Raw genomic sequence first — 12,761 nt, 5'->3', positions numbered from 1 at the left:
GTGTGGGTAAGTTACCTTACCGATATTCGGATAATTAGGCGATTATCGGATGTACAACCGACAATATTTTTCTTTTTCTGACGTGATTTTCTCGGCACTATTGCTTAAAAAAACCGAATCGTCCGGATCGGTATTTTTTTCGGCTAAAAAATTTTAGAATTTGTTTTTTGTTCGCGAAAAAAAGTACCGGACGAGACCTCAGCCACATCCGGGAAAAAGGAATTATTCCCTGGCTGGTGATACCGGCTCGCTGTCGCCATCTTTATTCACCGGCAACCGGCGCTTGCTCGTATCCTTGAGCTCCTCCTCGGAGACCTTGGGAACTGCGTCCTGGATCTCCTTGAGGATTGCATCGACTGCCTCCCGCTTAGGAATGTCGCCAAGGATGCTCTCGTCCATGACCGGCCTGCCCGCAATATCGTCGACAGTCTCTTCATCGGCCCCGAGGAACTTAGCACCCTGACGGATCAGCTGGGAGATCTCGAAGGGGAAGATGATCTTGGTCGCCTGACCGTTTGCCATGGTCTTCAACGCATCGAGCGAGAGCACGGTGATCGCACGCTTGTCGAGCGGCGCCGCACCCACCGAGAGGATGCGCAGGCCCTGAGCCTCGCCCTGCGCCTGGAGGATCCTTGACAGGCGTTCCCCTTCGGCCCGGAGCACCTTGCTCTGGCGTTCTCCTTCCGCTTCGAGGATCATGCTCTGCCGCAGGCCCTCTGCCTTGAGGATCGCGGAACGCTTCTCCCCATCGGCCCGGAGGATTGCCGCACGCCGTGCCCGCTCTGCTGCGGTCTGTTCGGTCATTGCGTTCTTGACGGCCTCGACCGGGTCCACTTCCTTTATCTCCACCCGCTCGACCTTGACTCCCCACTGGTCGGTCTCACGGTCGAGGATGTCCCGGAGTTTTGTATTGATGACATCCCGGTTGTAGAGAACCTCGTCGAGCTCCATGTCCCCGATGATGCCACGGAGGCTGGTCTGCGCAAGCGCAACGGTCGCCATCCGGTAATTGGAGACCTCGAAGTAGGCTTTCTCGGGATCGATCACCCGCACGTAGACAATCGCATCCACATTTGTCGGCGAATTGTCTTTGGTGATCACTTCCTGGCTGGGGACATCCACGACCTGCGTCCGCAGATCGAGTTTTGTCACGTCGCTCACGAACGGGACGATCCAGCGGAACCCCGGGTTCATGCGCCCGATATATTTCCCGAGCCGGATCTGGAGACCCTGCTCGTACGGCTGGATGATCACGACACCTTTTGCAAAGATGATGACGATGACAAGGATCAAAAATATGGTAAGTAACGTTTCGATGAATGCCATGGCTTAGTCCACCCCCTCGACAACAATATGGACGCCCTCGGAATCGACAACCCGAACTTTTCTCCCGACAGGAATAATCAGGCCGGTGGAGTGGGCACTCCATTCCGTTGTACCGATCCTGACCTTGCCTTTGATCGTTGTCGCGTCGACATCGGCAATGACCATCCCTTCTTTTCCGATGAGCGAGTCCCGGCTGATAGTAGTCGGGGTCCCCTCGGGATTAATCCTGCTGTACATCCACACCGTGACCCCGGCGGCGCAGAGGGCTGCAACAACGCCGACGATAACGCCCCACCCCGAGTTGAAGATATCAATTCCCAGGAGGAGGAGGATGCCGATGATGATCAGCACGGTTGCAGGGACGGTGGCAAAAAAACCCGGGCTGTGGACTTCGACCAGGAGCAGGACGGCCCCAAGGACAATCAGGAGCCATCCCAGTGCCATTCCTTCAAGCAGTACCATAAATAGTGATGGGCCCGGGCAGTTAAATTCCTATGGAACGCTTTTTTCCCCGACGATCACATTTTTAAGAGTGCAACTTTTGCGCCGACCGGGACCTGGACCATCTCTGCAACAGGTTTGCATTTTGCAGCCATCAGGAATGCAACGGGGGGGAGATCGTCACGCTCGAAAAGGGATTCAAAATTTGCCATACCTTTGGCGATAATGAGGGTGCAGTCTTTGATCGCACGGGTAAGTTCCGGCGGGGCTTCTTCCAGACAAAGACCGATCTCCGCTTTTGTGCTGTTGGTGGTAAGGCAGTCCACGATCCGGTCGAGACCGAGTTCCCGCGCATCTTCAAGGGTTGCATCGTTGAGCGCCGGCAGGGCTTTTACCGCGAGCGTGATCTGTGCGCCCCCGTGTTTGAGGTACTGGATCAGGGCCCGGTCAAGGACGATCTCCCCGCAGTTGTCGCTTAAGTAGACCACCTTTTTTGCAAGGGGAAAGATCCGGTCGGTATCGTCGATGGCTAATCCTTTTACAAATTCATCTTTGAAAAAAGCGGAGAAGTTATCCGTGACCGTGTGGCCCTTGACACCGTAATCGAAGGTATTACCGATCACCGAGGCAAGCACGAAGTCCCGGAACGTTTTAAGGGTGGGCCTGACTTCTTTGCAGACCGATAAGGCTTCTGCATTTCCCTGTTTTTTGAGAGCACGGAATGGATCGGACGCAGAGAGCAGCTGGTAGGCATGGTTGTGAACGAGGCTTGCGATCTGCGGGTGGGTGAGGGGCTGGTCCTTGATGGATACCAGGTACGAGCGGCAGGCTGACGAGACCCGGCGGGTCGTTTCCGGGTCCGCCCCGACAAGGCCGCACTCCATCCCGACCCGGGAGATGAGGCAGTCGATACATGTTTCCGTAATCTTCACGGCACAAGTCACCAAAAAAAACAACGATACGAATGGGGCCATCGCGATTTGAACGCGAGTCAGAAGACCCCCAGTCTCCTAGGATGGCCAGGCTACCCTATGGCCCCGCTCTCTACTATTCGCAGATATTCCATATCTACCTTTCTTGTTTTTGGCTGGGAACAGCTGCCCGGTCTTATGGACGTTCCTGGTCTTGATGAGCCGGGTTTGCTCGTGTGGGGTTTTACAAGTACGATTGATTGCGTGGGATCACCTTTACGATCCGGAGGCCGGGTATTTCAACGAATGTGAGAAAGGCCGGCCGGCGTAACCGGTATATTCCTGCGGTTCCTGCTTGAGGCAGGTTCCTCTGGTAAAAAATCCCTGTCGGAGTGATCCCGGGAATCCCGCCTGCATCCGTAAAAACTCTCAAAAACCATTTGCCGCAATCCGGTATTTTGATATTTTTTGCCATTCCCGGCAGATCTCACCGGTAAATTCTCAAAAAAAATTAAAAAAAGGATATGTATATATGGTGTTATTTTGAATTATGATTGAGTGCAGACAGGGAAACACCGGGAGCCCTTGAGAGATGTGTGCGGATAAACGTGCAGCATTTATTGAAAAGATACGGGTCATTGATGGTGTGACGGATTGCGCATTAGTTTCACGGGACGGTATTATCCAGGGAAAATATTTTAACCGGAATTTAAACGAACCCTGGTTCGGAGCGCTCTCTGCTACCCTTTTTGCATCTGCAGAATCTGCCGGGCACCTTCTGGATATGGAAGACCCGTCTTCCATTACCATTCAGGCGGCCGGGTCGTCCCTGCTGGTCATGGGTGCCGGGGCGCATTTTCTTATCGCAGCAGTCCTTAACGGTACTGCACAGAAAGATGATGTGGCTTCGCGTATCTGCGCCGTTGCTGCAGAGATCGGGGAGGTGATGTAACGATGTACACGATTCTTGTGGTCGATGACAGTCCGTTTATCGTAGATGTATTTGTGACGATGCTTGAGCGGGGCGGGTACCGGACGGTGGCTGCTTATGGTGGCGAAGAGTGCCTGGAGATCCTAAAAACGGTCACCCCGGATCTGATCCTCCTCGACATCATGATGGAACCCATGGACGGATGGGAAACCCTGGAGAAGATCAAGGAAAATCCGGCAACCAAAGAGGTGCCGGTACTCATGCTCACCGCAAAGCAGCTGACCCCGGCCGAAGCACAGGAGTATGGTCCTTTTATCGAGGACTATGTGCTCAAGCCCATCACCCACCGCGAGCTTTACGATGCAATCGAACACGTACTCAGCCGCCGGCAGAATATCCGGACCGATGTGGATAAGGCTGCAAAATCCGGGGCCGATGACGAACTTGTCGGCGAATATGCCCGGCTCTCTAAGGGTATCGACGTCAATAAACGCTTAATGAAGATCCTCGAAACAACCTACAGCTTCAATGACACCAAAGTCCGGGTCAGTGAAGATCTCTCCCGTGCCTTAAAAACCATGGACACCGATCTCAGGTTCCAGGAAGCCCGGCTCCAGCAGCTAAAGACCGAACTCGCCGGGAAACTTGCATAAAAAAATACGGCGTTGATCAGTGCGATCGGATATACCTTTGAATAGTTCCGCAGCATATCATATAAGCAGGGCAGCACATGCCGGCCCCTTTATATCAGGCCCTACCCGGGAGCCCCCCTCATGGATACCACAATTTTAATTGTTGACGACAGTCAGTTTATCGTCGACGGGCTTGCCGCCATCCTGTCCCGCAAGGGATATTCTCCTATCATGGCCCATGGCGGGGACGAGTGCCTGAGGATCTTAAAATCCGCAATTCCCGATCTGATCCTCCTCGATATCATGATGGAACCCATGGACGGGTGGGAGACGTTAGAGAAGATCAAGGGGGATCCCGATACCAGGGAGATCCCGGTGCTCATGTTTTCGGCAAAGAAGATCACTCCTGCCGAAGCTAAGGAGCACAGCCTGAGTATCGACGATTTTGTATCAAAACCGGTCAACCCGGCGCAGCTGATCGAATCGATCCAGCGGATATTCTCGCGGAGAAACGATATAAAAGAGGAATTACTCCTGGCTGAAGGTAAAGGGGTTGATCCTTCTCTCATAAAAGAGTATGGTGCCTTGCGCAAGTCGATCGAAGTCGACCGGAACCTTCTCGTTGTCCTCAGATCGGCAGTCGGGAGGGATCAGGCCGGGCGCACTCCTTCGCCTGATGAAATGGCTGCCGTACGGGCCCTTGAGGAGAAGGTAGCCTCGTCCGAGCGGAGGATCCGGGAGCTTCAGGAACTCCTTGCCAGAACCGCACCTCCTGCGGGGCAGCAGGAATGAATGGCATGATCGGGGGTAATGTTTATATAGTTTTCTGGCATTGTTATAATGCTGTACATCTTATTTGTACCGGGGTTCGTAGCTCAGTTCGGTAGAGCGCCTGGCTTTTAACCAGGTGGTCGGGGGTTCAAATCCCTCCGGGCCCGTTACCACGATCCAATCGTGGATTTTTTGCGGTGATGCATCTGAGAGGCAATCGTTTCAACGTTAAGGGGGTTTTTCATTGAGCACGAAGTTAACTGTGCTGTCACATGTGATGGTGCCGGATCACCAGCTTATGAGCGAGGAGGAAGTATCAGCGCTGCTCTCCCGCTACCATATTACAACCGAACAGTTACCAAAAATCTATCACGACGATCCTGCTGTTAAGTCCATCGACGCCAAAGTCGATGACGTGATCCGGATTATCAGGAAGAGCCATACTGCCGGCAGGGCGGAAGCCTACCGGCTCGTTATCAGGAGACCCAAGAAATAATGGCCGGGGGGCGGTCTATCTGATTGACAGAAGCGTATTATCGAGGGCATACTTTGCACGGGAGCATGTTGCGCGCCACCAGCTTGACTCCTTTAACTATTTCCTGACGGAAAATCTCCAGAAAGTGGTCAACGAACAGAAGATCATCGAGACCGACATCGAAAACCGGGGCAAGAACAACGAACCGGTCTGGGTCGAGCTCGGAAGCATCGAGGTCAAAAAACCGCTCGTCCGGGAAGCCGACGGTTCGCAGGCCGAGTTATACCCGAGCGAAGCGCGTCTCAGGAACCTTACCTATGCGGCCCCGATCCAGCTGGGACTGACGCTCGTACACGGCGAGGATCGTCAGGAGCCGATCGTCACTACCATCGGGCAGCTGCCCATCATGGTCGGTTCGGTTGCCTGCAACCTGTACGGCATGAGCGATGACGAGCGCGTCTCCCACGGGGAAGATGCATTCGACCCGGGTGCGTACTTTATCGTGAACGGGACCGAGCGCGTGCTCATGACCTTAGAGGATCTTGCCTCGAACAAGATCATGACCGAGTTCACCGAACGGTACAACGAACGTATCTATGTAGCAAAGGTGTTCTCGCAGTTCCGCGGTTACCGTGCGCTTGTCGTTGTCGAGAGGAACAAGAAGAACCTGTTAGAGGTCTCGTTCCCGTCCGTTGCCGGGCACCTCAAGTTTGTGGACCTGATGCGTGCGCTCGGCATGACAAACGACCAGGAGGTCGTGAATGCGGTCTCTACCGATGAGGATATCCTTACCTTCATGATGCAGAACCTCGAAGAGAGCGAATGCGACTCGGTCGAGGACGGCGTCATGTACGTGGGTAAGAAACTCGCGCCCAACCAGACGCGGGACTACCAGAAGAAGCGCGCAGAGTTCGTGCTCGACAACTACCTGCTCCCGCACCTCAACTATGCCCTGCCGGCGACGCTGAAGGAAGGCGACGAAGGATACGAAGAGGCAGTAGCCTCGGTCCGGATGGCAAAGGCGCATTTCCTCGGCCGCATGGCAGAAGCCTGTTTTGATCTTGTCTTAAACAAGCGCCGGATCGACGATAAGGACCACTACTCGAACAAGCGGCTCAAGCTCGCCGGCGACCTTATGGAAGACCTCTTCCGTATCTCCTTAAACCGGCTGACCCGTGATATCAAGTACCAGCTCGAACGCGCGAGTATGCGGCACCGCGATCTCTCGATTGCAACCGCAGTCCGCGCCGATGTGCTCACCGAGCGCCTCCTCCACCCGCTTGCCACCGGTAACTGGGTGGGCGGCAGGACCGGTGTCTCGCAGCTTCTGGACCGCGTCGACCACATGGCCGTCCTCTCGCACCTGCGCCGTGTGATCTCTCCGCTCTCGCGCTCACAGCCCCACTTCGAGGCCCGTGACCTGCACCCGACCCAGTGGGGCCGGATCTGCCCGAGCGAGACTCCTGAAGGGCCAAATTGTGGTCTCGTGAAAAACTTCGCACAGATGGTCGAGATCAGCAAGGGTGTTAACGACGAAGAGGAGATCATGCGCATCCTGCATACCTTAAACGTGGAACAGATCCGGGGTGAGGTCCGATGAAGAAGTCACGCGTATTTGTCGACGGGGCACTGGTCGGCCTCGTTGACGATCCAAAGACCCTGGTGGAGAATATCCGCACGATGCGCCGGCAGGGTGCAATCTCCGCTGAAGTCAACGTCTCCTATAAGGAGTTCAACGGCGATGTAGTGATCCTGACCGACCGGGGCCGCGCCCGCCGCCCCCTCATCGTCTTAAAGGACGGGAAGTCCCTCATCAGCGAAGACGATATCAGGAAACTCGCGAAAAAGGAGATCGATTTCTCGTACTTCGTCAAACACGGCATGATCGAGTTTGTCGATGCAGAAGAGGAAGAAGATCTCTATATTGCGATGAACCCCGGGGATATCACCCCCGAGCACACCCACCTTGAGATCGACCCGTCGCTTATCCTCGGTATCGGTGCAGCACACGTCCCGTTCCCGGAGCACAATGCAAGTCCCCGTGTCACGATGGGCGCAGGGATGGTCAAGCAGGCGCTCGGGTTTGGTTCGGCAAACATGAAGCTCCGGCCCGATACCCGTGGCCACATGCTCCACTATACGGAAAAACCGCTCACCCACACCCAGACCTCCGAGCTGATCGGTTCGGACGACCGGCCGGCCGGGCAGAACTTTGTCGTGGCTATCCTCTCGTACGAAGGCTACAATATTGAAGATGCGCTCATCTTCAACAAGGCCTCGATCGACCGCGGCCTCGGCCGCTCCCATTTCTTCAGGACCTACGAAGGCGAAGAACGCCGGTACCCGGGCGGCCAGATCGACCGGATCGAGGTCCCGAACGAGGAAGTCAGCGGGGCCCACGGTGCAGACTCGTACAAGAACCTTGACGAGGACGGTGTGATCAACCCCGAGACCATCGTTGCAGAAAAGGATGTCCTCATCGGGAAGACCTCCCCGCCCCGGTTCCTTGAAGAACCCACCGGGGAACTTATCGCGGAAGAGAAGCGCCGCGACACCTCGGTCACCATGCGGAGTAACGAGCACGGTATCGTCGATACGGTTATCATCACCGAAGGTGAGAACAGCTCGCGCCTCGTGAAGGTGCGGACCCGTGACCTCCGTGTCCCGGAGATCGGCGACAAGTTTGCATCCCGTCACGGGCAGAAAGGGGTTGTCGGCCTGATTGTCCCCCAGGAAGATATGCCCTTTACCGAGGCCGGCCTTTCCCCGGACCTTGTGATTAACCCGCATGCAATCCCGAGCCGTATGACCATCGGGCACATGCTTGAGATGATTGGGGGGAAAGTCGGGTCGCTCGAAGGCCGTCGGATTAATGCGACGGCGTTTGGTGGCGAGAGTGAGGCCGACCTCCGTGCATCGCTCAGGAAACTCGGCTACTCCCATACCGGCCGTGAAGTGATGTACGACGGCTATACCGGCAAGGCATTCAAGGCCGATATCTATATCGGCGTGATCTACTACCAGAAGCTGTACCACATGGTTAGTTCCAAGATGCATGCCCGGTCCCGCGGGCCGGTGCAGGTCCTGACCCGCCAGCCTACCGAAGGACGTGCCCGTGAAGGAGGTCTCCGTTTCGGTGAGATGGAGCGTGATGTCATGATCGGCCACGGCGCCGCCATGGCATTAAAGGAGCGGCTGCTCGATGAATCGGATAAGGTGCAGGAATATGTCTGCGCCCGGTGCGGGATGGTTGCAATGCTCGACCGCAAGCGCAACATGACCCGCTGCCTTGCCTGCGGTAACGAGACCGATATCTACTCGGTCGAGATGAGTTACGCCTTTAAGCTCCTCTTAGATGAGATGAAGAGCATGGGAATTGCACCCCGCCTCAGGTTAGAGGACGTTGTATAAGGAGGTGCCAAACAGTCATGCCAAGCCCAAAGAGAATCGGAAAAATCGAGTTCGGCCTGCTCTCCCCCAAGGAGATCCGGGAGATGAGTGTCAGGAAGATCATCTGGGCAGACACCTACGATGATGATGGTTTCCCCTATCCGCAGGGTCTCATGGACCTCAACCTCGGTGTCATCGACCCGGGCCTGCGGTGCAAGACCTGCGACCAGAAAGCAAGCGACTGCCCAGGACATTTCGGGCACATCGAGCTTGCAAAGCCGGTGATTCATGTCGGGTACACCCGGCTTATCCGGAAACTTCTCCGTGTCACCTGCCGTTCCTGCGGCCGGGTGCTCCTCTCGCCTGACGAGATCGAGAAAGTCGTCGGGACCGACGAGGACTCAACCGGGGACCAGATCTCGGAAAAGGATGTGAAAAAGGAGCGCGTCTGCCCGTACTGCGGCGAACAGCAGCTCAAGATCAACTTCGAGAAGCCTACTACCTTCTCCGAAGTGATGGTAGAGGAGGGCAAGAAGGTCGAGCACAAGCTCACGCCCGCCGACATCCGCGCGAGATTAGAGAAGATCCCGGACGAGGATCTTGTCCCGCTCGGTATCAACCCGAAGGTTGCCCGCCCCGAATGGACGATCCTCACGGTGCTCCCGGTCCCGCCGGTCACGATGCGGCCGTCTATTATCCTCGAGAACGGCCAGCGGTCGGAAGACGACCTTACCCACAAGCTCGTGGATATCATCCGTATCAACCAGCGGTTCAAGGAGAACCAGGACGCAGGAGCGCCTCAGCTGATCATTGAGGACCTCTGGGAACTGCTCCAGTACCACGTGACAACGTACCTGGATAACGAAGTTGCCGGGTGTCCCCCGGCCCGCCACAGGAGCGGCAGGCCCTTAAAGACGCTCTCCCAGCGTCTCAAAGGAAAAGACGGACGGTTCCGTGGTTCCCTCTCCGGGAAGCGTGTGAACTTCTCGTCCCGTACCGTTATCTCTCCCGATCCGAACCTCTCGGTCTCCGAAGTCGGTATCCCCCGCGCGGTCGCAAATGAGATGACCGTGCCGGTCCGGGTAACCTCCTATAACATCGAGGAACTTAGGCAGGTTGTAAGAACCGGCCCGGTCCGCCCGAACGTCAACGCGCCCTGCGGTGCGAACTATGTGATCCGGCCGGATAACCGGCGTCTCCGCCTCGGTGCGGACAACCTCGAGACCGTCGCCGAGATGATCGAGCCCGGCTATACGGTTGAACGCCAGCTCCGCGACGGCGATGTCGTGCTCTTTAACCGGCAGCCCTCGCTGCACCGGATGAGCATCATGTCCCACCGGGTAAAAGTCATGGAAGGCCGGACCTTCCGGCTCAACCCGGCCGTCTGCCCGCCGTACAACGCCGACTTCGATGGGGACGAAATGAACCTGCACGTCCCCCAGACCGAGGAAGCCCGTGCGGAAGCCTCGATGCTCTGCTCCGTGCAGGAGAATATTCTCTCCCCGAGATTCGGCGGTCCGATCATCGGCGGTATCCACGACCACATCTCCGGTATCTTCATGCTGACCCACCTGGTGCGGTGGTTCAACAAGGAAGAGACCCTGTACCTGTTAAAACCGGTAAAGATCGAGCACATGCCCCCGGCCGGCAAGACCGAGGACGGTGTCGAGTACTGGAGCAACAAGCAGGTCTTCTCCCAGATCCTCCCGGCAGCCCTGAACATGGTCTTTAAGGCCAGTTCCTGCCAGAACTGCGATACCTGTAAAAAAGAACTCTGCGACCGTGACGCCTATGTCCGGATCTTCGACGGGAAGCTCGAATCGGGTACCATCGATAAGAAGGCAATCGGTGCATTCGACGGCCAGATTGTCAACCGTATCATCCGCCAGTACGGGATGAAGCGTGCAGCGGAGTTCATCGACCAGGTCACCAAGCTCTCCATCCGCGGTATCATGATCGACGGGTTCTCGTTCGGTATCGACGACGAAGACCTTTCCAAGACCGAGTACGGCCAGATTGACGATGTCTTGAATAATGCGGCACTCGATGTCGCCCGCAGGATCAAGATCTATGAAGACGGCCAGCTCGAACCGATGCCCGGGCGTACGGTCGAGGAAACCCTCGAGATGCAGATCATGCAGGTGCTCGGGAAAGCCCGTGACCAGACCGGTCAGATTGCAGGCCGTCACCTCGGTCTCGGGAACAGCGCCGTGGTAATGGCGGTCTCCGGGGCCCGTGGTTCGATGCTCAACCTGACCCAGATGGCCGGTTGTATCGGCCAGCAGTCCGTTCGTGGGGAACGTATCGTCCGTGGGTATGATGACCGTACCCTCCCGCACTTTAAACGCGGTGACCGGGGTGCTGATGCGCACGGGTTCATTGCGCACAGTTACAAGGGCGGTTTAAACCCTACCGAGTTCTTCTTCCACGCAATCGGTGGCCGTGAAGGGCTTGTGGATACTGCGGTCCGTACATCCCAGAGCGGGTACCTCCAGCGGCGTATGATTAACGCGCTTCAGGACCTCAAGGTAGCGTACGACGGCACCGTCAGGACAACCGGCGGCAGGATCATCCAGTTCCAGTACGGCGAGGACAGCACCGACCCGACCAAGAGTGCGTTCGGGGATCCGGTGGATGTCAAGGGTATCGTCGAGGCAGTCCTAAAAGAGGAGGTATAACATGATCGCGGACAAGTACGAAAAGAAGATCGAGGCCGCGGCACTCCTGCAGAAGACAAAGGAGCAATTACGCACGTTCCTTGACGGGAAAGAGATCACCGATGCCCAGTTCAAGGAGATCCTTGAGCGGGTCAACAAGGAATTCCTCTCGACCCGCATCGAGGCCTGCGAGGCAGTCGGTGTGATTGCGGCACAGTCCATCGGGGAACCCGGCACGCAGATGACGATGCGTACCTTCCACTATGCCGGTGTCGCAGAAATTAACGTGACACTGGGTCTGCCCCGGCTCATCGAGATCATGGATGCCCGAAAAGAGCCCAGCACCCCGACCATGACCGTGTACCTCGAGCCCGATTACGGGATTGACAGGGACCGGGCACGGGAAGTCAGCTGGCAGATCGAAGCGGCACCGCTCCATGAATTCGGTGATATCACGACCGATATGGAAAACATGCAGGTCGTCGTTCACCTCAACACAAAGGTGTGCGAGAAGCGTAAGATCACTCCTGCGGAGATCATGGAAGTCGCGCCAAAGAAGATCCGCGACCGCCGGCACTATCGCGACTTCGAGAACGATATTGACGAAGCAAAGGCCGTGATCATCTTCACCCCCAAGGACCGGGAGAGTTACCAGAACCTCTTCCAGCTTGCCGAACATGTGCGCAATGTCATTGTCCAGGGTATTGACGATATCGCGCGGGTCGTCGTGAGGAAAGAGGGCGGGGAGTATATACTTTATACTGAAGGATCCAACCTAAAGGATGTATTTGACGTTGCCGGTGTGGATACGACCCGTACCCGCACGAACAACATCAGTGAGATCGCCCAGGTACTCGGTGTCGAAGCCGCACGAAATGCCATCATCCACGAGGCCCAGTCAACCCTAAACGAACAGGGTATCCTCGTCGATGTCCGGCATCTCATGCTCGTTGCCGACATGATGTGCATGGAAGGCGAAGTCAAGCAGATCGGCCGTCACGGGATTGCCGGGGAGAAGGAGAGTGTCCTCTCCCGTGCAGCATTCGAAGTGACCGTCAACCACCTGCTTGACGCCGCGGTCGCAAACGAGACCGATGAGTTAAGCGGTGTTACCGAGAACGTCATCGTCGGCCAGCCGATCCAGCTCGGCACCGGGGATGTCCGGCTCGTGGCCGTCAAACAACGAGACAATTAAGTGGATAAACGAGGAATCTTATAACAATTTTA

At 56.2% G+C, this 12,761-nt stretch carries 11 protein-coding genes and 2 tRNA genes; 9 read left to right on the top strand and 4 right to left on the bottom strand.

From position 1 onward, the window contains the following. Positions 1–222: 222 nt before the first annotated feature. The 4 genes from BP758_RS05620 to BP758_RS05605 form a co-directional block, all read right to left on the bottom strand. Positions 223–1,326 carry an SPFH domain-containing protein gene (locus BP758_RS05620; RefSeq protein ID WP_292369537.1) on the bottom strand — a complete coding sequence of 368 codons (1,104 nt, stop codon included), beginning with the start codon at positions 1,324–1,326 and terminating at the stop codon, positions 223–225. Between the two features lie 3 nt (positions 1,327–1,329). Further along, positions 1,330–1,788 (bottom strand): NfeD family protein, encoded by a 459-nt coding sequence (locus BP758_RS05615; protein WP_292369535.1) that lies wholly within the window; start codon positions 1,786–1,788, stop codon positions 1,330–1,332. A gap of 56 nt (positions 1,789–1,844) precedes the next feature. After that, positions 1,845–2,699, bottom strand: coding sequence for a damage-control phosphatase ARMT1 family protein (locus BP758_RS05610; RefSeq protein WP_292369533.1), 855 nt, complete (start codon positions 2,697–2,699; stop codon positions 1,845–1,847). Positions 2,700–2,732: 33 nt separating this feature from the next. Next, positions 2,733–2,806, bottom strand: a tRNA-Pro gene (locus BP758_RS05605). Between the two features lie 464 nt (positions 2,807–3,270). Between BP758_RS05605 and BP758_RS05600 the strand changes: the two genes are divergently transcribed. The 9 genes from BP758_RS05600 to rpoA2 all read left to right on the top strand — a co-directional run bounded on the left by BP758_RS05600 (position 3,271) and on the right by rpoA2 (position 12,729). Further along, entirely contained in the window at positions 3,271–3,630 is a 360-nt protein-coding gene (locus BP758_RS05600) for a roadblock/LC7 domain-containing protein (protein ID WP_292369531.1), read from the top strand. 2 nt (positions 3,631–3,632) lie between these two features. Further along, positions 3,633–4,262, top strand: a complete 630-nt coding sequence (locus tag BP758_RS05595) for a response regulator (protein WP_292369529.1) — start codon at positions 3,633–3,635, stop codon at positions 4,260–4,262. 120 nt (positions 4,263–4,382) lie between these two features. Then, complete coding sequence (locus tag BP758_RS05590) at positions 4,383–5,033, top strand: response regulator (protein WP_292369527.1); 651 nt, start codon at positions 4,383–4,385, stop codon at positions 5,031–5,033. Between the two features lie 72 nt (positions 5,034–5,105). Continuing rightward, positions 5,106–5,179: transfer RNA gene (locus BP758_RS05585), tRNA-Lys, on the top strand. A 77-nt stretch (positions 5,180–5,256) separates the two neighbouring features. Next, the gene (locus tag BP758_RS05580; RefSeq protein WP_292369525.1) at positions 5,257–5,508 is read left to right on the top strand and encodes a DNA-directed RNA polymerase subunit H; all 252 of its coding nucleotides are present in this window, start codon (positions 5,257–5,259) and stop codon (positions 5,506–5,508) included. 19 nt (positions 5,509–5,527) lie between these two features. Continuing rightward, positions 5,528–7,087, top strand: coding sequence for a DNA-directed RNA polymerase subunit B'' (locus tag BP758_RS05575; protein WP_292369977.1), 1,560 nt, complete (start codon positions 5,528–5,530; stop codon positions 7,085–7,087). Beyond that, positions 7,084–8,898, top strand: coding sequence for a DNA-directed RNA polymerase subunit B (gene rpoB, locus BP758_RS05570; RefSeq protein ID WP_292369523.1), 1,815 nt, complete (start codon positions 7,084–7,086; stop codon positions 8,896–8,898). Before BP758_RS05575 ends, rpoB begins: the two co-directional genes overlap by 4 nt. 17 nt (positions 8,899–8,915) lie before the next feature. Beyond that, entirely contained in the window at positions 8,916–11,555 is a 2,640-nt protein-coding gene (locus BP758_RS05565; protein WP_292369522.1) for a DNA-directed RNA polymerase subunit A', read from the top strand. 1 nt (position 11,556) lies between these two features. Then, positions 11,557–12,729: a DNA-directed RNA polymerase subunit A'' gene (gene rpoA2, locus BP758_RS05560; RefSeq protein WP_292369521.1), complete on the top strand. Its 1,173-nt coding sequence runs from the start codon at positions 11,557–11,559 to the stop codon at positions 12,727–12,729. Positions 12,730–12,761 lie beyond the last annotated feature (32 nt).

This window comes from Methanoregula sp. UBA64, assembly GCF_002502735.1.
Classification (GTDB): domain Archaea; phylum Halobacteriota; class Methanomicrobia; order Methanomicrobiales; family Methanospirillaceae; genus Methanoregula.
The sequence above is the reverse complement of the archived record's forward strand: the minus strand, read 5'-3'. Positions and strand labels throughout refer to the sequence as shown.